Origin of the sequence: Ventrimonas sp. (assembly GCF_048380235.1) — a bacterium.
Classification (GTDB): Bacteria; Bacillota; Clostridia; order Lachnospirales; family Lachnospiraceae; genus Brotaphodocola.
The window spans coordinates 1-20,748 of the sequence record NZ_DBFCCJ010000083.1 but is presented as its reverse complement, the minus strand read 5'-3'; the positions used below and the strand labels follow the sequence as shown (position 1 = coordinate 20,748).

The following is a 20,748-nucleotide window of genomic DNA, read 5'->3' as shown; positions in this document are numbered from 1 at the left end:
TGCGATGGCAAACGAGAAACATGCGGCAAGTGAAGTCAATGAGACTGCCTGCACCGGCAAAACGGTAGATGTGACTTTGCATATTACGGCGAAGGATCTGTGGGCATTTTCCATGTATCATGCGAATGCCGGATTTATGGGAATTTTTAATGGGCTCTTTTCCCTGGCAGCGCTGTATCTTCTGATCTTCCGCTGGAATACCACTACGGTTCCATATAGGTGCCTGCTTGTGGTCTGTGCATTGATCTTTACCGTCTGGCAGCCATGCCTGCTCTGGCTCAAGGCAAGCAAACAGGCAAAGCGTCCGGCTGTAAAAAATCCAATGCGGCTGATGTTCGATCAGGAGAAGCTGACGGTTAGCCAGGAGGACAATTCCGCAGATTTTACCTGGGAACAGATGGGGCGGCTGGATGCGAAGCCATCCATGTACATTCTTTATATGGACCGGGTTCATGCCTATCTGATCCCGAAAACGGCTCTGGGCGATCAGGAAGAAGCGTTCCGGGAACTGGTGACGGCATATCTCCCGAAAGAAAAACGGAGGAAAATCTGATGGAATATACAAGCAACAGCCCACAGGAAACCTTTACCCTTGGGAAACGCCTGGGGGAACAGGCAAAGCCGGGAGAGGTGTATTGCCTGGACGGCGATCTGGGAGTGGGCAAGACTATTTTTACCCAGGGCTTTGCAGCCGGACTCGGAATTGATGAGCCGGTGAACAGTCCGACCTTTACGATTGTACAGCAGTACGACAGCGGACGGATTCCCCTGTACCATTTTGATGTATATCGCATCGGCGATATCAGCGAGATGGACGAGATCGGCTATGAGGACTGCTTTTACGGAGAGGGCGTCTGTCTGATCGAGTGGTCCCAGCTCATTTTGGAGATTCTGCCGGATAAGGTTGTCCACATCTGCATTGAAAAAGACCTGGAGCAGGGATTTGATTACCGCAAGATAACGGTGGAGGGATTATCATGAAGATACTTGGAATAGAAAGTGCGTCACTGGTGGCTTCTGTGGCCGTGGTGAGCGATGGCCTGGTGACAGCAGAATATACCGTGGATTTTAAAAAGACCCATTCCCAGACGCTGCTTCCCATGATTGATGAGGTGACCCGCATGCTGGAGCTGGATCTTCATGAGGTCGATGCGATCGCGGTGTCAGGCGGTCCGGGCTCCTACACGGGCCTGCGCATCGGATCTGCTACGGCAAAGGGTCTTGGACTTGCGCTGGAGAAGCCGCTGGTCCATGTTCCGACCATGGATGCCATGGCTTATAATTTATATGGAACATCTGCACTCATCTGCCCGGTCATGGATGCAAGAAGAGGTCAGGTCTATACCGGACTCTACCATTATGAAGAGGCTTTTGAGGTTGTAAAGCCGCAGTGCGGCATGGATATCCACGAACTGATCAGGGAGCTGAATGCGCGCGGAGAGCGCGTGATCTTTCTGGGAGATGGTGTGCCGGTCAATGAGAAGATCATCCGTGAGGAGATGACGGTATCGTTTTCCTTTGCTCCAGCCCAGGTAAACCGCCAGCGCGGCGCCAGTGTGGCTGCCCTTGGAAGCGTATATTTTGCGGAAGGCAGGACTGTGTCAGCCATGGATCACGCGCCGGATTATCTGCGCAAAGCCCAGGCGGAGCGCGAACTGGAAGAAGCAAAACGCCAGGGGAAGACGGACGAGCTGGCAGCAGGACACAGTGTCGGTACAGGAGACTCACAGTGATCCGCCGCATGGAAGAACGGGATATTCCGGAGGTGGCAGAGCTGGAGCGCATCTGCTTTTCGGAATGCTGGTCTGCCCGCATACTGGAATCCGGGATCCACAGTCCATATGATGTCTATTATGTGTTTGAACAGGATGAAAGGATCCTTGGCTACTGCAACCTGCGGGTCCTTGCCGGAGAAGGTGAGGTTCAGCGGATTGCCGTGCATCCTGACAGCCGCCGTTATGGTGTCGGCAGAAAAATGATGGATGCTATGGTAGAATATGCTGTCCGGGAAGGTGCCTGTGCCATGAGTCTGGAGGTGCGCGAAGGAAACACGGCAGCCAGAAATCTGTATGAATCCTACGGTTTTATACAGGAGGCAGTGCGGAAATCCTATTATCATAACCCGACAGAGGATGCACTCATCATGTGGAAGCGAGATCTGCCGGAAAGAATTACCACTTAAAATCGTGAATATTTCTGTTTATAATGTAGGAGATAAGGCAGCAGTGCCGTATCTCCTGTTTTGTTTCACGCCTATGCTTTGAAGTGTGAATCATGGCGCCGGAACAGGAAGAATAAGTGAAAAGAAAAGGTGAGGGACCAACATGAGAAAATATCAGGAAAGCGGAAAACTGGAAACTGTGATCTGCAATGGATGTGGAAAGAAACTGGTGGTAGAGCGGGGGATTCTGCGGGAGGGCGGATTTTCCGTGAATTATCCCTGGGATTATTTTTCGGAAAAAGATGGGGAGGTTCACCACTGGGATCTGTGCGAGGCGTGCTATGACCGGCTGATCCGGCAGTTTCGGATCGCACCGGAAATCGAGGAAGCGGTTGAATTCATTTAAACGCTATGCTATGATATCAGCATCAAATGAAATGAGGTTAATCGATTTATGTTAGATATCTGTTTACTGGGAACCGGCGGTATGATGCCGCTTCCGTATCGCTGGCTGACTGCAATGATGGCGCGCTGTGACGGCAGTAGCCTTCTGATTGACTGCGGAGAAGGAACGCAGGTAGCGTTGAAAGAAAAAGGATGGAGCCCGAAGCCCATTGATGTGATCTGTTTTACCCATTATCATGCAGATCACATCAGCGGACTTCCAGGGCTTCTTCTCACGATGGGCAACGCAGAGCGGACGGAACCGGTGACATTGATCGGACCGAAGGGACTCGAGCGTGTGGTGAACGCGCTGCGCACCATTGCGCCGGAGCTTCCTTTCCAGTTAAAATTCATTGAATTGGAAGAAAACAGACATCAGTTTCATATCGGACCTTATGTGATCGATGCCTACCGGGTGAACCACAATGTGGTCTGCTACGGCTATTCCATCTCCATTCCGCGGGTGGGCCGCTTTGATGTGGAGCGTGCCAGGGCTCAAAATGTGCCGATGAAGGCATGGAGCCGTCTTCAGAAGGGTGAGACGCTGGAGCTTGACGGTGTGACCTATACACCGGATATGGTGCTGGGACCGGACCGTAAGGGACTGAAGGTCACCTACTGTACCGATACCAGGCCGGTTCCGGTCATTGCGGAGTATGCTGAACATGCGGATCTCTTTATCTGCGAGGGCATGTATGGTGAGGACGGCAAGGAGACGAAGGCCAGGGAGTACAAACACATGACCATGTACGAGGCTGCAAATCTGGCAAAAAAAGCGCAGCCTGCAGAAATGTGGCTGACGCATTACAGCCCGTCCTTAAACCGGCCGGATGAGTTTATTGACAAAGTACGGGAAATCTTTCCGGGAGCGAAGACGGCGCGGGACGGCTGGACCCGTGAGCTGACCTTCGATGAGGAGTAAGAGAAATGATGGATACAGAAAAGAAGACAATAGAAATAAATGAGAAGAAAGATACACTGATCCTGGCTATTGAGAGCTCCTGCGATGAAACGGCCGCTTCCGTGGTAAAGAATGGCCGTGAGGTCCTTTCCAACGTGATCTCGTCCCAGATCGCGCTGCATACCCAGTTTGGCGGCGTGGTTCCGGAAATCGCCTCAAGAAAGCATATTGAGAAGATCAACCAGGTTGTAACCCAGGCCCTGGAGGACGCCGGGGTAACTCTGACAGATGTGGATGCCATTGGCGTGACCTACGGTCCTGGGCTTGTGGGGGCTCTTCTGGTTGGTGTGGCTGAGGCAAAAGCTATTGCTTTTGCGGCAAAGAAACCCCTTGTGGGTGTCCATCACATTGAGGGACATGTGTCTGCAAACTACATTGAGAACCCGGATCTGGAACCGCCGTTTGTGTGCCTGATCGTGTCTGGCGGACATACCCATCTGGTTATTGTAAAGGATTACGGAGAGTTTGAAATCATTGGCCGCACCCGAGATGACGCAGCAGGCGAGGCATTTGATAAGGTGGCCCGTGCCGTTGGACTCGGCTATCCGGGAGGTCCGAAGGTAGATAAGACTGCAAAAGAGGGAAATCCGCATGCCATTGAGTTCCCACGGGCAAAGGTGGAAGGCTCACCATATGATTTTAGCTTCAGCGGCCTGAAGTCTGCTGTGCTGAATTACATTAATAAAGCCCATATGACCGGCGAAGAGATCCGGGTGCCGGATCTGGTGGCATCGTTCCAGAATGCAGTGGTGGAGGCGCTGGTAAGCCGTGCAGTTCTCGCCGCAAAAGAATATGGCTATGACAAGCTGGCTATTGCCGGCGGCGTGGCATCCAATTCCGCACTCCGGGCAGCCATGCAGGAGGCCTGTGATAAGGAACATATCCGGTTCTATCATCCGTCTCCGATCTTCTGCACAGACAATGCAGCCATGATCGGCTGTGCTGCCTACTATGAATATAAAAAGGGCACACGTCATGGCTGGGATCTTAATGCGATTCCGAATCTGAAGCTTGGTGAACGGTAACATAAAATAGAAACAGGATTGAGAAAGAAGAAATATTATGATTGATACATTTCGGATCGGTGCGGTCATCCTGGCAGGCGGCCGGGGCAGCAGGATGCACAGTGCCATTCAAAAACAGTACATGCTTTTAAATGGCAGGCCGCTGATTTCGTACGCACTGGAAGTCTTTGAACAAAGCTGCGCGGATGAGCTGGTGCTGGTGACCGGTGCCGGAGAAGAATCCTATGTGAGAGAGGAAATCCTGCCTGTCCTGGGCCTTACCAAGCTACGCGCTGTTGTGACCGGAGGAAAAGAACGTTATCATTCGGTATATGAAGGACTGAAAGCACTGCAGCATTGTGATTATGTGCTGATCCATGACGGTGCAAGGCCTCTTGTGACGGAGGAGATCATTTCCCGTGCGGCACAGGCTGCTGTTTCGGATGAAGCCTGTGTAGTGGGGATGCCGGTGAAAGATACCATCAAGGTAGCAGATGCAGGTGGCTTTGCGGAGTCCACGCCGGACCGTTCCCGGCTGTGGCAGGTACAGACTCCGCAGGCATTTTCCTATCCCCTGGTGCGCGGTGCCTATGACCGTCTGATGGCAGATGAGACACAGCAGAAGGGCATCACGGATGATGCCATGGTGGTAGAGCACTTAAGCGGCACAAAGGTGCGCCTGGTGGAGGGAAGCTACGAAAACTTAAAGGTAACCACACCGGAGGATCTGGTACTGGCAGAGGCTTTATTAAAAAAACGCTTGAATCCGTAAATGACGGGAAAAACGTTATTTTTTAAACTGATATTGGGAAAAATGCTGAAAAATACGGAGAATAGCTAAAGAAAGTTAACAAAATAACGAAGAATTATCGCGGAAAGTGCTTGTATATTTTGAAAAATGATGCTATACTCTGTAATAGCTGATAAATAAATATACACATTGCATAGAGAGAATAGAGCAGCGCAGGTGTGTAGGACATTTCTTTTAGAGTCCATGTGGAACGTAAGGTGTCGTACGACTGCGCTATTTTTGCGCTTAAAAGCAGTGTATATTTCTTATCTATGAAAACGTCCGGTTAACACAGGCTGGACGATTATAAGAAAACGGAGGAAATGTGTATGAAGAAAAAAATCGCATTGTTGCTCAGTGTTGCCATGCTGACAGCATCCCTGGCAGGCTGCGGCGGAAAGTCCGGTTCCACATCGGCTCCGGCCGGTGACTCTGGTTCCGCAACAACAGAGGCAGGAGGCACTGCGGCAGGCGGTCACAAAGACACCCTGGTTATCGGTACCGATGCTGACATCAACAATCTGGATCTCCAGCAGCAGCAGGATCAGATCAACAACATTATTTTAAAGAATACTCATCAGACCCTGGTATTTTTCAATAATGGTTCCCAGGGAGATGAGCGTTTCGGTCCTTGCCTGGCAACCTCCTGGGAGTTCAAGGATGACACCCATATCGAGATGAAACTGCGTGATGACGTTCACTTCAACGACGACGACAAGACCCCGATGACCGCAGAGGATGTAAAGTTTACTCTGGATATGGCAACCGGCAACATGGTAGCCTCCATTCTGGCTGGCTATGTTGGCTGTACCGTAGTTGATGATTACACCATCGAGATTGAAATTGAAAAATACAACAATGAGTTCATCCAGTCTCTGGCATCCGTTCCGTTATCCATCCAGTCCAAGAAGGCTTATGATGACGACGTAGAGGATCCGTACTACATTGGTACCGGCCCGTACAAATTTGATGAGTGGGTAGAAGGTGAGTACTGCCGCCTGGTTAAGGTTGATGATTACTGGGGCAACGATCTCCCTGCAGACGACAACCTGGCTCCTGGCGTAGCTGAGACCATCGAGTTCCGTCCGTACATCGAGGCATCCTCCCGTGTTATGGCATTGCAGGCCGGCGAGATTGATGTTTGTGTAAATCCGCCGATCAATGAGCTGCAGTACTTAGAGGATGATGACAATATCACCGTTTACGAGCAGACCGGTACCCGTCTTTTCTACTTTGCATTTAATGTAGAGAAGGAGCCGTGGAACAATCAGACCTTAAGACAGGCTGTTGCATGCGCGATCGACCGTGACGCGGTTCTTGAGGCAGCTGTATATGGCAAGGGCACACTGCAGACCACCATCTTAAACCGCGGTCTGTGGGGCTTCTATGATGACATGGAAGGCTTTGACTACGATGTGGACAGAGCAAAATCCTTAATGGCAGAGGCCGGCTATCCGGATGGCGGTATCAGCACAACCTTAACCTATGCATCCGGTGCTCCGTATGAGCAGATCGCAACCATCGTTCAGGCAAATCTGGCAGACATCGGCATCGACGTAACTCTGGAGCCGATGGAGACTGCAACCTTAAAATCTACCTGTGTAGACGGCAAGCAGGAGCTCTTCCTGTGGAGATGGAATGAGGACTCCAAGGTTGACTTTGTATACCGTGACCTGTTCTACACCGGTTCCGGTTCCAACTATCATCACTACTCGGATTCTAAGGCAGATGAGATGATTGATATCGTAGCAACTGAGAAAGATCAGGATAAACGTCTTGAGACAGCAAAAGAGCTGCAGACCTATCTGGTAGATGCATGCCCGCAGGTTCCGTTATACATTGCAAATCTGGTTGTTGCATACAACAAGAACCTTCAGGGACAGTACTTCTACGGCGGCGGCAACCACGACTGGCGTCATGCATACATCGCAGAGTAAAGAGAAACAAAGACATAATGGCTGAAAAGACTTGCGGGTGCTTCAAAAGCCCCGCAAGTTTCCATATGAGTCACTGAACATAAAAAAAGGAGCGACAGGCAAATGCTGAAATACATTGGGAAAAGACTTATCATGCTGATCCCGGTTATTCTGGTAACCTCATTTCTGATCTTCTGGGCCATGAGCCTGACCGGCGGCGACCCGGCGTTAATGCTTGCGGGTGATAACGCAAAGCCGGAACAGATTGAGCAGATCCGTGAAGACCTTGGACTGAATGATCCGTTTATCGTACGTTATGGAAACTATATGAAAGGCATGTTGACTGGTGATATGGGTAAGTCCTATGTGACCAAGCGGGATGTATTTAAGACCTTCATGGAGCGTCTTCCGAATACCCTGCTGCTGGGCGGAGCCGCCGTGCTCATCGCTGTAGTGGTATCCCTGCCGCTCGGTATTTACACTGCGATACATCAAAATACATGGAAGGATACAGCGGGTATGATATTTGCCCTATTCGGCACGTCCATGCCAAACTTCTGGCTGGGACTTATGCTGATCATCATATTTTCGCTGAAGCTGGGCCTGTTTCCAACGGGCGGTAAAGGCGGGCTGGACAGCCTGGTGCTGCCGGCAGTAACAGTAGGCTTCGGACTGGCTGCACTCATTACCAGAACGACACGCTCATCCATGCTGGATGTACTCCGTCAGGATTACATGACCACCGCGAGGGCAAAGGGCTGTTCAGAGAAGCAGGTCATCACCGTACACGGTTTAAAGAACGCGCTGATCCCGATCATCACTGCGATCGGTCTGCAGATGTCTCTGGTTATTACCGGCTCCGTTCTGGCAGAGACGGTATTCTCCTGGCCGGGAATCGGACGTCTGGTATATGACTCCATCTCCAAGCGTGATACCCCGATGGTTACAGGAGCGATCATTATGTGCTCCATCCTTATGTGTATCATTAACCTGGTGGTAGACCTGATCTACGCATTCTTTGATCCGAGAATCAAAGCTCAGTACAGTAAGAAGGGGTGATAACATGGCACAGGCAAGCGAAATCAAAAAACAGTATAAAAAAAGGACGCTGTTTCAGGAAACCTGGCGGCGCCTGACCAAGAACCGCGGTGCCATGCTGGGACTGGCCTTTCTGGTCCTTCTGGTACTGGCAGCGGCGCTCAGCCCGGTTATTTTCAATTACGAGAAAGACGTGATCGGCCAGAATATGAAAGACCGTCTGATGGGACCGTGCGCGGCTCATTGGTTTGGTACGGATGAGTATGGCCGTGACTTATTTGCACGTATCGTCTACGGTGCCCGTTATTCCCTGATCATCGGTGTCGGCTCCGTTTTGCTGGGACTTCTCGTCGGAACCATCCTGGGTTCCCAGGCAGGCTTCAAGGGCGGAATTACCGATTCCATCATCATGCGCGGCATTGATATTTTCTATTCCATTCCGAACATCATGACAGCGGTAGTTATTGTATCTCTGTTAGGACCGAGCACGGTGAACCTGATGATCGCGCTGGCCTTCTCCTGCGCCAGCAGTTTTGCGCGTATCGTGCGCGCTTCCGTTATGACCATTCGTGATCAGGAGTATGTGGAATCCTCCTACGCCATGGGACTGCCGACCTGGAAGATCATCGTAAAGCACATTCTTCCAAACTGCCTTTCCCCGATCATCGTGCAGATCACGCTGCTGATCGGTACTACCATCATCTCGGCTTCTTCCTTAAGCTTCCTTGGAATCGGTGTTCCGGCACCGGCACCGGAATGGGGTGCACTGCTTTCAGCAGGCCGCAGCCACATCCGTGACGCAAGCTATATGTGTATCATTCCGGGTCTTGCCATTATGTTCACGGTTCTTGCATTGAACCTTCTGGGTGATGGCTTGCGAGATGCGCTGGATCCGAAGCTGAAAAAGTAGGTAATACATAAGATTTAGGAGGAATAGGGTATGGCTGACGAGTTAGTACTTGATATAAAAAACCTGGTAGTCCATTATGAGACCGAAGATGCCGATGTCCATGCAGTCAATGGCATTGACCTCTCCATCGCCAAGAAACGGACTCTGGGTCTGGTGGGCGAGACCGGCGCGGGCAAGACTACCACGGCACTTTCGATTTTGAATCTGGTTCCGAATCCGCCGGGGGTTATCAAAGACGGCGAGATTAAACTGGATGGAAAAGATGTATTGAAAATGACACCGGAGGAACTGGAAAAGATGCGCGGCAATGAGGTTGCCATGATCTTCCAGGATCCCATGACTGCGCTGAATCCGGTTATGACGGTTGGTGACCAGATCGGTGAGAGTATTGCGATCCACCAGAATATTTCCAAGAAGGAAGCCTTCGAGAAAGCAAAAGAAATGTTAAAGATGGTAGGTATCGCGGAATCCCGCGCTTACGATTACCCACATCAGTTCTCCGGCGGAATGAAGCAGCGTGTTGTCATTGCGATTGCGCTGGCCTGCAGTCCGCAGCTTCTGATCGCGGATGAGCCGACCACTGCGCTGGATGTAACCATCCAGGCACAGGTTCTGGAACTCATGAAACAGCTGATCCGTGACAAGGAAATGTCCATGCTCATGATCACGCATGACCTTGGAGTTGTGGCAGAGGTCTGTGAGGATGTCGCAGTCATGTATGCAGGCCGTATCGTGGAGAAAGGAACTGCAGACGATGTGTTCAACCACATGCGCCACCCATACACGGAGGGACTGTTCGATTCTCTTCCGAACTTAAAGCAGCGTGGTGAGGAACTGGTTCCGATCAAGGGCCTGATGCCGGATCCGTCTGATCTGCCGCCGGGATGCGCGTTTGCACCGAGATGTCCGTATGCGACAGAGGCATGCACGAAGGCTGTTCCGGAGCTGACATCTGTAGAGGGCAGCGCAACCCACTTTGTTGCCTGCAGTGCCTACAAGGATCCAGAATTCAGATTAGGGGAGAACAAAGATGGCAGGTAAGACAATTCTTGAGGTCCAGAACCTCACAAAATTTTTCAATACTCCGGGTGGACAGCTTCATGCGGTCGATGGCGTGAGCTTCAAGATCGAAGAGGGCAGGACACTTGGTATTGTAGGTGAATCCGGATGCGGAAAGTCCACGACCGGACGTACCATTTTAAAACTGTTAGAGCCGACGGGAGGCAAGATCCTGTTTGACGGTAAGGACATCACAAACTACAGCCGCAAGCAGATGCGTCCGCTGCGTCAGGAGATGCAGATGGTATTCCAGGATCCGTTCTCGTCCCTGGATCCGAGACAGACTGTGATGCAGCTCATCAGTGAGCCGATCATTGAACACAAGCTGTTAAAATCCAAGAGCGATATTGAAGAGAGAACCCTGGAGCTGATGCGTACGGTAGGCCTGGCGGAGCGTTATATGAACGTATACCCGCATGAACTTGACGGCGGACGCCGTCAGCGTATCGGCATTGCGCGTGCGTTGGCTGTAAGACCGAAACTGATCGTCTGTGATGAGCCGGTATCGGCTCTGGACGTATCCATTCAGGCGCAGATCTTAAATTTGTTAAAGAAGCTGCAGGCAGATCTGGGACTGACCTACATCTTTATTACCCACGACCTGTCGGTAGTTAAATATTTCTCCGATGATATTGCAGTTATGTATCTGGGCCAGATGGTCGAGAAAGCACCGGCTGATGTGCTGTTCCAGAATCCGGTCCATCCATATACCAGAGCATTGTTGTCTGCAATTCCCCTTCCGATCGTGGGAAAGGAAAAGCCGGTGCGCCAGTTGATCCGCGGCGAGATCACCTCTCCGGTCAATCTGCCGGACGAGTGCCGGTTTATGAAACGGTGCGACTGCGCGGCAGAATGCTGCAAGAATGGCAACCCGCAGCTGCGTGAGATTGAACCGGGCCATTTTGTTGCCTGCACCAGAGTAGGTGAATTTTAAAGATCACACTATGACAACTGAATCCATACACGCGAGAGAATAAGAGGAAGCGTAACCATAAGAGCACAGAACCGATCTGTGTTTCTTGGGGTACGCTTCTTTTGTTTTCCGTATGGAGGATAAAAGGATGCGCAATGCATGAACAGCAGCGAGAAAGGAAAAGGGGGTATCTGGAATGCTGAAGCTTTGGCCGGTACTGGCACAGTTTACAGCTCCGGAGCTTTGGGTTCAGGTAGAATACCTGGTGCGCATTTTTGTGGCGGCGTGTCTGGGACTCCTGATCGGAAGTGAGAGGAAAAATCGAAATAAATCGGCGGGCATTCGTACCCATGTGATCGTGGCGTTGGGAGCAGCTCTTATTATGGTAGTATCGAAATATGGGTTTATGGATGTGGAAAAGGCAGATGCCGCCCGTGTGGCAGCGCAGGTTGTCAGCGGTATCGGCTTTCTGGGTGCCGGGGTCATCTTTGTACGCAACAATCTGGTAAACGGGCTGACCACGGCAGCCGGAATCTGGGCCACCGCGGGCGTGGGTCTGGCTCTCGGGGCTGGTATGTATGTGGTAGGGATCAGCAGCGCCCTGCTGGTTCTGCTCATTCAGTTTGTTATGCACCGCGTTGCTTATTTTGCGGATGTGGCATCCGGTGGACTTATTCGTATGACTCTGGTAAAACGGGAAGGCATTGTGCAGTCCATGGAGGATTATCTCCAGAGAGAGAAGCTCAGTGTGATTTCCGTAAAAATCAACAAGACCAAGAAAGACGAAGTGAAACTGGAGTTTGATGTGGTTTTTCCGCCTGGATATAAAAAAACAAAACTGTTGGCCAGACTGGTAGAGATGGATGATGTGCTGGCAGTCAGCGAGTAAAAAGAATTTTGTTTGCGCCATACGCGGGCGAAAACAGATGAAGGTCCGGTAATGGACCGGGAATAGAGGAGACAGGAGTATGAACAGTATGAAATACGATGTAGTGGTCATTGGCGGCGGTGTGATTGGCTGCGCGGTTGCCAGAGAGCTTTCCAGATATCAGTTAAAGACCTGTGTTGTGGAAAGGGAAGAGGACGTATGTTCCGGAACCTCAAAAGCCAACAGTGCGATCGTGCATGGAGGCTTTGATGCGGAACCGGGGAGTTTAAAGGCAAAATTCAACATTCAGGGAAGCAGGATGATGGAAGAGCTCTCTGAAGAACTGGATTTTGAATACAAGCGCAATGGTTCCCTGGTGCTGTGCTTTGCGGAAGAAGACAAACCGGCGCTGCAGGCACTTTATGAAAAAGGCATGCAGAATGGCGTGGAAGGTATGTCTGTCATCAGCGGAGATGAGGCGCGTAAAATGGAACCGAATATTGAGGATACCGTGGTTGCCGCGCTGAATGTACCAAGCGGCGGCATTGTCTGCCCGTTTGGCCTGACGATTGCCCTGGCAGAGAATGCCTGCGACAACGGTGTGGAATTCTGCTTTCTGACTGAGGTAGAGCACATTGAGAAAACAGCAGAGGGATATCGGATCAAGACAAACCAGGGGAATATCGAAGCAGCCTGTGTGGTAAACGCGGCAGGCGTATATGCGGATACGATCCACAATGAAGTAAGTGAAAAGAAGCTTCACATTACTGCCAGAAAAGGCGATTACTGTCTGCTTGATAAAGAGGCGGGAAATCTGGTCAGCCATACCATTTTCCAGCTTCCGACCAGGATGGGAAAGGGTGTTCTGGTCAGCCCGACCGTACACGGTAATCTGTTGACAGGACCAACCGCAACGGATATCGATGATAAGGAGCAGACCGCAACAGCGGCAGAGGAGCTGGAATCCCTCATGAGCCGTGCTGTATTGAGCGTCAAAGGCATTCCGTTCCGTCAGGTCATAACATCCTTTGCAGGACTGCGTGCCCATGAGGATGGGGATGATTTCGTGATTGGTGAGGCAGAGGATGCTCCGGGCTTTTTTGACGCAGCAGGCATTGAGTCTCCGGGACTTTCGAGTGCCCCGGCTATTGGCCGGTGGCTGGCTGAAAAAGTGGCAGAGAAATTGCATGCGGCAAAGAAGGAAGACTGGAACGGCAGAAGAAAAGGCATCGTACGCACGGAGCTTTTAAGTAAGGAGGAACGGGCAGAGCTGATCCGCAGGAATCCGTCTTACGGCACGATCATCTGCCGCTGTGAGAACGTCAGTGAGGGCGAGATTGTGGACGCCATCAACAGAACCCTGGGCGCAAAGTCCTTAGATGGCATCAAGCGCCGCGTGCGTCAGGGCATGGGACGCTGTCAGGCTGGCTTCTGCACACCGCGAACCATGGAAATTCTTTCAAGAGAACTTGGAATCAGCATGGAAGAGGTCTGCAAGAATGCACCGGGATCTGAAATGCTGAAGGGTCATAAATAAGGGGGGAGCAATCATGAAACATGACATTGTAATCATCGGAGGCGGACCGGCAGGCCTGGCAGCGGCAGTGGCAGCAAGAAAAGCCGGTATTCAGGATATTCTTATTCTTGAGCGTGACAGCAGCCTTGGCGGAATTTTAAATCAGTGCATCCATAATGGTTTTGGCCTTCACACTTTTAAGGAAGAGCTGACCGGACCGGAGTATGCAGCGCGTTATATTGCCATGGCAGAGGAGGCGAAAATCCCATACCGTTTAAATACCATGGTCATTGATATCAACGAGAAGCGAGAAGTAACGGTCATCAGCCGTGATCACGGCATGGAGACCATCGAGGCAGGTGCGGTGATCCTGGCTATGGGCTGCCGGGAGCGTCCGAGAGGCGCCTTAAACATTCCCGGATATCGTCCTGCAGGCATTTATTCCGCAGGAACCGCGCAGCGTCTGATGAATATTGAGGGCTACAGCGTCGGCAAGGAGGTTGTGATCCTTGGCTCCGGTGATATCGGCCTGATCATGGCCCGGCGTATGACCTTAGAGGGGGCTAAAGTTAAGGTTGTGGCAGAGCTGATGCCGTATTCCGGCGGTTTAAAGAGAAACATCGTCCAGTGTCTGGATGACTACGGCATTCCGTTAAAGCTGAGTCATACGGTGGTGGATATTCAGGGCAAGGAACGTGTGACCGGCATTACCCTGGCTGAAGTGGGACCGGACAGAAAACCGATTCCGGGAACGGAGGAGCATTACAGCTGTGATACACTGCTGTTGTCCGTAGGTCTGATTCCGGAGAATGAACTGACTAAAGAGGCAGGTGTGGAGATGAACCGTGTGACCTCCGGACCGAACGTCAATGACCAGTTAGAGACCAGTGTGGAGGGAGTATTTGCCTGCGGAAACGTACTGCATGTGCACGATCTGGTTGATTACGTATCTGAGGAGGCCACTCTTGCAGGAACCAATGCGGCAGCTTATGTGAGATCACAGAACGGAGAGACAGAAGCAAAGGCAGAGTCTCATACAGTGACTTTGAAGGCAGAAAACGGTGTGCGCTATACCGTTCCGCAGACCATTGACGTCAACAATATGAGAGACCAGGTCGTTGTGCGTTTCCGTGTGGCAGACGTATACCGCGACCGCAGTATCAGTGTATATCTGGATGGAGTACGCGTACAGGCAAGGAAGAAAAAGGTTCTGGCGCCGGGGGAGATGGAGCAGGTGATCTTAAAGAAAGAAGATCTGCAGAAGTATCCAGACTTAAAAGAAATCGTGATTTGTACGGAGGTGGAATAAGATGGAGAAGAGAGAACTGATCTGTATCGGATGTCCGCTGGGATGCCCTCTGACTGTGACGATGGAAGGTGAGCAGATCACGGTAGCCGGAAATACCTGTAAGCGTGGTGAAATCTATGCAAAGAAGGAAGTTACCAATCCGACCCGTGTGGTGACCTCCTCGGTTCATGTAAAGAATGGCGAGATTGCTATGGTTTCTGTAAAGACAAAGAATGACATTCCGAAAGATAAGATTTTTGCGTGCATGAAAGAAATCAGTACAGTTTCTGTTCCTGCTCCGGTCCATATCGGAGATGTTGTGATCGAAAACTGCGCGGGAACCGGAGTGCCGGTCATTGCGACTAAGAACGTAGAGAAAGCATAAGGGAAATATAAAGAACCTATAAAGAAAATACAGATATCGCAGTGTATGCGGTTGTGATGGCCCTGCCCGTATAGACATGCGGGCGGGGCTGTGTTATGATACAAGATGATGACAGGAGGACAGGAAGATGAAAGTATATGCACATAGAGGTTACAGTGGAAGATATCCGGAAAATACCATGCTGGCCTTCAAAGAGGCAGAAAAGACCGGCTGCTACGGCATTGAGCTGGATGTGCAGCTCACAAAGGACGGTGAGGTCGTGATCATCCATGATGAGCGGGTGGACCGGACAACGGACGGAACCGGCTGGGTGAGAGATTTTACCCTTGAGGAGTTGAAGAATCTGAACGCGGCAGCAGTATGGAACGGGAAGTATGGTTTTGAACCGATCCCGACTCTGGAAGAATACTGCAGGTGGGTGAAGGATACGGACATGGTGACCAATATTGAAATCAAATCCGGTGTGTACTACTATGAAGAACTGGAAGAGAAAACCCTGGCACTGGTGAAGAAATACAGTCTGGAAAAGAGAATTGTATTCTCATCCTTCCTGCATTCCTCCATTACCCTGCTTCGCAAACTGGCACCCGAGATTCCATGCGGCGCGCTGGTGGAGTATGATGACCTGGGAAATCCCGGCTACTATTGTGAAAAGTTTGATTTTCAGTACTATCATCCGGGCGTGAAGGCTTTGACGGAAGAGATGGTAAAGAGCTGTAAGGAACACGGAATCCCGTTAAATGTCTGGACGATCAACGATATGGGCGCCCTGGAGCAGATGTATGAGTGGGGCGTAGAAGGCGTGATCAGCAATTACCCGGGTGTATGTAAAGGATGGATTGACAGTAAAAAATGATAAAAGCGATTGATTTGTTGGAAATGTCACCGGTGATCGCAGCGATTAAAGATGATGCCGGTCTGAAAAGATGCCTGGATACGGAATGCCAGGTGGTGTTTATTCTGTATGGAAATATCTGTAATATCAAGGACATTGTCGCAGCGCTGAAGGCACACGGAAAATGTGCCATGGTACATGCGGATCTGGTCCAGGGACTCGGATCCAAGGAAGTGGCAATTGACTTTATAAAGGAGCAGACCGGGGCAGACGGTATTATCAGCACCAAGCCAATGCTGGTGCGCAGGGCCCAGGAACTGAAAATGTTCGGGATTCTTCGCGCTTTTATCATTGACTCTATGGCAGTAGCCAATACCCAGAAGATGCTGGATACTTTTCGGCCGGACATGATCGAGATCATGCCGGGTGTGATACCAAAAATCATAAAGAACCTTCGTGGCATCACCGATATCCCTCTGATCGCAGGAGGACTGATCTCGGAGAAGAAAGAGGTTCTGGAGCTGTTTGCAGCAGGAGCTGACGCAATCTCTACAACCAGACAGGAACTCTGGTATATTTAAAAAGTGATTGACATTTTCCATGAAACTGCATATAATAACAAAACAGACAGTTCGTTTGTACCATCCTGTCTATAAACAAAACCAGGGCTAAAGATTGCAGGACCATTTTAAGAAACAAGGGCAGACTCTGGCATGGGTCTGCCTTTTTTGTTTTATAAAGCAATTCAAGTTTATCTATAAATCTTTTTCTGGTTTTATTACCCAAATAAAAAATACAAGTTCAGAGAGGAAAATCAGATATGTACCAGTTAAAAACGGTTGCAGATTTTGATTCGGCACATTTTCTTTCGGGATATCAGGGAAAATGCGCCAATATCCACGGTCACAGATGGCATGTGGAGATAGAAATTCAGGCGGAATATTTGGAAATGCAAGGCCAGATGAGAGGAATGCTCGTTGATTTTGGAGATCTTAAGCGGGATCTGAAAAAGCTGGCGGATGAGTTTGATCACACGCTGATTTATGAAAGCGGGACACTCAGGGAAAAGACGATTGAGGCACTTCTGGAAGAAGGCTTTCGGCTGACGAAAGTAGACTTCCGGCCGACTGCGGAGAATTTTTCCAGGTATTTCTTTGACAGGATGTGCGGATCCGGATATCCGGTATCCTGTGCAACGGTTTACGAGACTCCGAATAACTGCGCCGTCTATCGCAGGGATCAGTAAAAATACAGGCTCAGACAACGTGAAGGTGAGAAAATACGGAAAAGGAAATAGCAACGATGGAAAATCAGAAGAGCGCTCCTGTTTATCAGGTTGTGGAAAAATTTGTCAGTATCAATGGAGAAGGCCGGCGTGCAGGGGAACTTGCGGTATTTATCCGAATGAAAGGGTGTAATCTTCACTGCAGCTACTGTGATACGTATTGGGCAAATGAGTCAGATTGCGAGAGCACGGAGATGACCGCAGACGAGATCATTTCTTATATTGAAGAGAGCGGGATTAGAAATATAACGCTGACCGGCGGGGAACCACTTCTGCGTGAGGGAATGACACAGCTGATCTGCGCGATTTTGCAGGATCCGCAGCGGCGCGTTGAGATTGAGACAAACGGAAGCATTGATCTCACACCTTACTGCAATCTTGAAAGAAGGCCGTCATTTACGATGGATTACAAGATGCCGGAGAGCGGGATGGAGCATGCGATGCTTCTGGCTAATATGGAAAAATTATCGAATGAAGATACTGTAAAATTTGTGGTCAGCAGCAGGTCGGATATGGAACGGGCTGTTGAAATCATGGAGGAATATCGTCTGCGGGAGCGGACCGCAGTCTATCTCAGCCCGGTATTTGGTAAAATTGAGCCGGTGGAAATGGTAGATTTTCTGATAGAGAAAAAACTCAATGATGTGAAGCTTCAGCTTCAGCTGCACAAGATCATCTGGGACCCGCAAAAGCGCGGAGTATAGAAGGAACAGGAAGCGGATAACGAGATGAAGGATGAGAAAATGAGACAGGAACAGACGGGGGCTGTGTGCAAAACCGCGCAGAATAATCTGAGAAAGATCGATACAGAGGCCATCAGGCTGCATATTCGGGGAATCCTCCAGGCCCTTGGTGATGATCCGGATCGAGAGGGACTTAAAGAGACACCGGAGCGAGTCGCAAAAATGTATGAGGAAGTTTTTGAAGGAATGGGCTATTCCAATCAGGAGATTGCCGATATGTTCCGGAAAAATTTTGCTCAGGACAGTACAGAGAATTCGCAGGATATGGTGCTTGTGAAAAATATTGAGATTTTCAGTTATTGCGAACATCATCTTGCGTTGATGTATGACATGAAAGTCAGCGTTGCTTATATTCCAAGGGGAAATGTTCTTGGCCTGAGTAAAATTGCGAGGATTGCGGATATGGTTGGAAAACGTCTCCAGCTTCAGGAACGGATTGGAAGTGATATTGCAGAGATCATGGAGCTGGTGACAGATTCTCACGATGTGGCGGTGATGATTGAGGGCTGCCACAGCTGTATGACGGCTCGCGGGATCAGGAAGACAAACGCGGTCACGACAACAACGACACTTCGCGGCCAATTCAAGACGGATCCAATGCTGCAGATGAATCTGTTTCAGCAGCTTCATGCAGGCAGATGAAGTACAGAAAACAAAAGAAGAAGGAATTGAGCAATGGAAAAAAATAAAGAGATAAAAAAAGCCATGGTGTTATCGAGCGGTGGTGTGGATTCTACGACCTGTCTCGGAATGGCAGTTGAAAAATACGGGAAAGATCAGGTGATCGCGCTGTCAATTTCTTACGGACAGAAACACCAGAAGGAGATGGAGGCATCCAGAAAGGTGGCAGAGTACTATGGGGTTGAGCATTTGTATCTGGATCTTGCTCCTATTTTCCAGTACAGCAATTGTTCGCTCCTGAAACATTCAGACAGCGAGATCCCACATGAAAGCTATGCCAAACAGCTGGAGAAAACAAATGGAATACCGGTATCGACTTATGTTCCGTTCCGAAATGGCCTTTTTCTCTCATCAGCAGCGAGTATTGCACTCTCAAAAGGATGCAGTGTGATCTACTACGGTGCCCATGCGGATGATTCAGCAGGAAATGCATATCCGGATTGCAGCCGTGCTTTTCACGAGGCGATGAATCAGGCAATTTATGAAGGAAGTGGGAAACAGCTCCGGATCGAGGCACCGTTTGTCAGTTGGACAAAGGCACAGGTTGTCAGGAAAGGTCTCGAACTGAATGTTCCTTATGAGATGACCTGGAGCTGCTATGAAGGCGGAAGTGTGCCATGCGGAGTTTGCGGAACCTGCGTGGACCGTATGGAAGCGTTTCGGCTGAATGGAGTGGAAGATCCGGTAAATAGGATCAGATATGGAGGAAAAAGATAATGAGCAGAGAAGCAGAGCTTGAAAAAGAGGGCATCAGCCTGTTGGGAAATCAGAATGTGAAGTATCCGGATCAGTATGCTCCGGAGATTCTGGAAACATTTTTAAATAAGCATCCGGAAAATGATTATTTTGTAAAATTCAATTGTCCGGAGTTTACGAGTCTTTGTCCGATCACCGGACAGCCGGATTTTGCAACAATCACAATATCATATGTTCCGGGGGAGAGAATGGTGGAGAGTAAGTCCCTGAAACTCTATCTGTTCAGTTTCAGAAATCATGGTGATTTCCACGAGGATTGTATGAATGTTATCATGAAAGATCTGATCCGTCTGATGGATCCGAAATATATCGAGGTCTGGGGCAAATTCACTCCGCGCGGAGGCATTTCCATTGATCCGTATTGTAATTATGGAAAACCTGGAACACGTTGGGAAGCAGTTGCATGGCAGAGACTGTCACAGCACGATATATATCCGGAAAAAGTGGATAACCGCTGATCTGGATGAAAGTAAGCGGCAGCCATCGCCGGGATAACTGTGGTTTTCAAGTCTGCGGACCATTCTTAGCGATGCGCTGCCATTTGCTTGTTGTGGCAGGAATGAAAAAAAATAAAAAATGTAAAAAATAGGGTTGACATCGGAAATGAACTGTGCTAAAATTCATCAATGTCGCGTGTGACGAACGAAAAGCTTCAAAACATACGATGAAAAAACTTCAAAAAAGTTCTTGACAAAAACAAAAAGCTTTGATAAAATAGCAAAGCACGTTTGAGGAGAGATATCGAAGTGGTCATAACGAGGCGGTCTTGAAAACCGTTTGTCCGCAAGGGCGCGTGGGTTCGAATCCCACTCTCTCCGTTGGACAAGCAAAAGGCTTGCCGATGACAATATAATATTTACTGATGTTCAGGCATCGGGACTTTGCAGAAGTACCCAAGAGGCTGAAGGGACACCCCTGGAAAGGGTGCAGGTCGTTAATAGCGGCGCGAGGGTTCAAATCCCTCCTTCTGCGCTTCATCTTGAAAAAAGATGAAAAAAGTTGTTGACAAAGCGAAAACAACGTGATAAAATATCGGACGTTGCCGCTGAGAACAGCAACAACATGAACCTTGAAAATGAAAGATTGAACAGTGTTTAAAACCCTGAAAATTCTAATAAAAAGAGTCCTGGTTGGACATCTTTGAAATGAGATTTCAGAACAAAAACAAACCAAACAACAGTAGAACGGTTTAAAA

The 20,748-nt window shown here is 49.7% G+C and carries 24 protein-coding genes and 2 tRNA genes; all 26 read left to right on the top strand.

The window, feature by feature from the left end; translation table 11 throughout:
- Positions 1–4 precede the first annotated feature (4 nt).
- The 26 genes from ACMP1L_RS13520 to ACMP1L_RS13395 all read left to right on the top strand — a co-directional run bounded on the left by ACMP1L_RS13520 (position 5) and on the right by ACMP1L_RS13395 (position 20,525).
- Entirely contained in the window at positions 5–553 is a 549-nt protein-coding gene (locus tag ACMP1L_RS13520) for a YcxB family protein (protein ID WP_418453328.1), read from the top strand.
- Positions 553–981, top strand: coding sequence for a tRNA (adenosine(37)-N6)-threonylcarbamoyltransferase complex ATPase subunit type 1 TsaE (gene tsaE / locus ACMP1L_RS13515; RefSeq protein WP_177304452.1), 429 nt, complete (start codon positions 553–555; stop codon positions 979–981). The genes ACMP1L_RS13520 and tsaE overlap by 1 nt, the downstream gene beginning before the upstream one ends.
- Entirely contained in the window at positions 978–1,733 is a 756-nt protein-coding gene (gene tsaB, locus ACMP1L_RS13510; RefSeq protein WP_118733373.1) for a tRNA (adenosine(37)-N6)-threonylcarbamoyltransferase complex dimerization subunit type 1 TsaB, read from the top strand. Before tsaE ends, tsaB begins: the two co-directional genes overlap by 4 nt.
- A gap of 8 nt (positions 1,734–1,741) precedes the next feature.
- Positions 1,742–2,182, top strand: coding sequence for a ribosomal protein S18-alanine N-acetyltransferase (gene rimI / locus ACMP1L_RS13505; RefSeq protein WP_177304474.1), 441 nt, complete (start codon positions 1,742–1,744; stop codon positions 2,180–2,182).
- Between the two features lie 142 nt (positions 2,183–2,324).
- Positions 2,325–2,567 (top strand): hypothetical protein, encoded by a 243-nt coding sequence (locus ACMP1L_RS13500; protein WP_118733372.1) that lies wholly within the window; start codon positions 2,325–2,327, stop codon positions 2,565–2,567.
- Between the two features lie 48 nt (positions 2,568–2,615).
- Positions 2,616–3,527 carry a ribonuclease Z gene (locus ACMP1L_RS13495; protein ID WP_418453326.1) on the top strand — a complete coding sequence of 304 codons (912 nt, stop codon included), beginning with the start codon at positions 2,616–2,618 and terminating at the stop codon, positions 3,525–3,527.
- 8 nt (positions 3,528–3,535) lie between these two features.
- Positions 3,536–4,591 carry a tRNA (adenosine(37)-N6)-threonylcarbamoyltransferase complex transferase subunit TsaD gene (gene tsaD / locus ACMP1L_RS13490; protein WP_418453343.1) on the top strand — a complete coding sequence of 352 codons (1,056 nt, stop codon included), beginning with the start codon at positions 3,536–3,538 and terminating at the stop codon, positions 4,589–4,591.
- Positions 4,592–4,628: 37 nt separating this feature from the next.
- On the top strand, positions 4,629–5,342 hold the full coding sequence (gene ispD / locus ACMP1L_RS13485; RefSeq protein WP_418453325.1) for a 2-C-methyl-D-erythritol 4-phosphate cytidylyltransferase: 714 nt from the start codon (positions 4,629–4,631) through the stop codon (positions 5,340–5,342).
- Positions 5,343–5,689: 347 nt separating this feature from the next.
- The gene (locus tag ACMP1L_RS13480) at positions 5,690–7,297 is read left to right on the top strand and encodes an ABC transporter substrate-binding protein (protein WP_418453324.1); all 1,608 of its coding nucleotides are present in this window, start codon (positions 5,690–5,692) and stop codon (positions 7,295–7,297) included.
- Positions 7,298–7,399: 102 nt separating this feature from the next.
- Positions 7,400–8,335: an ABC transporter permease gene (locus ACMP1L_RS13475; protein ID WP_118733368.1), complete on the top strand. Its 936-nt coding sequence runs from the start codon at positions 7,400–7,402 to the stop codon at positions 8,333–8,335.
- Between the two features lie 4 nt (positions 8,336–8,339).
- A complete protein-coding gene (locus ACMP1L_RS13470; protein WP_118733367.1) occupies positions 8,340–9,224 on the top strand; it encodes an ABC transporter permease in 885 nt (294 codons plus the stop codon).
- 30 nt (positions 9,225–9,254) lie between these two features.
- Entirely contained in the window at positions 9,255–10,265 is a 1,011-nt protein-coding gene (locus ACMP1L_RS13465; RefSeq protein WP_118733366.1) for an ABC transporter ATP-binding protein, read from the top strand.
- On the top strand, positions 10,255–11,217 hold the full coding sequence (locus ACMP1L_RS13460) for an ABC transporter ATP-binding protein (protein ID WP_118733365.1): 963 nt from the start codon (positions 10,255–10,257) through the stop codon (positions 11,215–11,217). The genes ACMP1L_RS13465 and ACMP1L_RS13460 overlap by 11 nt, the downstream gene beginning before the upstream one ends.
- A gap of 175 nt (positions 11,218–11,392) precedes the next feature.
- Positions 11,393–12,085 carry an MgtC/SapB family protein gene (locus ACMP1L_RS13455; RefSeq protein WP_118733364.1) on the top strand — a complete coding sequence of 231 codons (693 nt, stop codon included), beginning with the start codon at positions 11,393–11,395 and terminating at the stop codon, positions 12,083–12,085.
- A 79-nt stretch (positions 12,086–12,164) separates the two neighbouring features.
- A complete protein-coding gene (locus ACMP1L_RS13450) occupies positions 12,165–13,601 on the top strand; it encodes an NAD(P)/FAD-dependent oxidoreductase (RefSeq protein ID WP_418453323.1) in 1,437 nt (478 codons plus the stop codon).
- Between the two features lie 10 nt (positions 13,602–13,611).
- Positions 13,612–14,889 carry an NAD(P)/FAD-dependent oxidoreductase gene (locus tag ACMP1L_RS13445; RefSeq protein WP_118733362.1) on the top strand — a complete coding sequence of 426 codons (1,278 nt, stop codon included), beginning with the start codon at positions 13,612–13,614 and terminating at the stop codon, positions 14,887–14,889.
- A 1-nt stretch (position 14,890) separates the two neighbouring features.
- Positions 14,891–15,253, top strand: a complete 363-nt coding sequence (locus tag ACMP1L_RS13440) for a DUF1667 domain-containing protein (RefSeq protein WP_118733361.1) — start codon at positions 14,891–14,893, stop codon at positions 15,251–15,253.
- A gap of 127 nt (positions 15,254–15,380) precedes the next feature.
- Positions 15,381–16,109: a glycerophosphodiester phosphodiesterase gene (locus tag ACMP1L_RS13435; protein ID WP_418453322.1), complete on the top strand. Its 729-nt coding sequence runs from the start codon at positions 15,381–15,383 to the stop codon at positions 16,107–16,109.
- Positions 16,106–16,669, top strand: a complete 564-nt coding sequence (locus ACMP1L_RS13430; protein WP_418453321.1) for a glycerol-3-phosphate responsive antiterminator — start codon at positions 16,106–16,108, stop codon at positions 16,667–16,669. Before ACMP1L_RS13435 ends, ACMP1L_RS13430 begins: the two co-directional genes overlap by 4 nt.
- 239 nt (positions 16,670–16,908) lie before the next feature.
- The gene (queD, locus tag ACMP1L_RS13425; RefSeq protein WP_418453320.1) at positions 16,909–17,334 is read left to right on the top strand and encodes a 6-carboxytetrahydropterin synthase QueD; all 426 of its coding nucleotides are present in this window, start codon (positions 16,909–16,911) and stop codon (positions 17,332–17,334) included.
- 56 nt (positions 17,335–17,390) lie between these two features.
- Positions 17,391–18,077, top strand: a complete 687-nt coding sequence (gene queE / locus ACMP1L_RS13420; protein WP_418453319.1) for a putative 7-carboxy-7-deazaguanine synthase QueE — start codon at positions 17,391–17,393, stop codon at positions 18,075–18,077.
- A gap of 39 nt (positions 18,078–18,116) precedes the next feature.
- Positions 18,117–18,758 carry a GTP cyclohydrolase I FolE gene (folE, locus tag ACMP1L_RS13415; RefSeq protein ID WP_418453342.1) on the top strand — a complete coding sequence of 214 codons (642 nt, stop codon included), beginning with the start codon at positions 18,117–18,119 and terminating at the stop codon, positions 18,756–18,758.
- 33 nt (positions 18,759–18,791) lie between these two features.
- Complete coding sequence (gene queC / locus ACMP1L_RS13410) at positions 18,792–19,514, top strand: 7-cyano-7-deazaguanine synthase QueC (protein WP_418453318.1); 723 nt, start codon at positions 18,792–18,794, stop codon at positions 19,512–19,514.
- Complete coding sequence (gene queF, locus ACMP1L_RS13405) at positions 19,514–20,011, top strand: preQ(1) synthase (RefSeq protein WP_118733355.1); 498 nt, start codon at positions 19,514–19,516, stop codon at positions 20,009–20,011. The genes queC and queF overlap by 1 nt, the downstream gene beginning before the upstream one ends.
- Before the next feature lie 274 nt (positions 20,012–20,285).
- Positions 20,286–20,371 (top strand) — tRNA-Ser (locus tag ACMP1L_RS13400).
- A 65-nt stretch (positions 20,372–20,436) separates the two neighbouring features.
- Positions 20,437–20,525 (top strand) — tRNA-Ser (locus ACMP1L_RS13395).
- Positions 20,526–20,748: the final 223 nt, after the last annotated feature.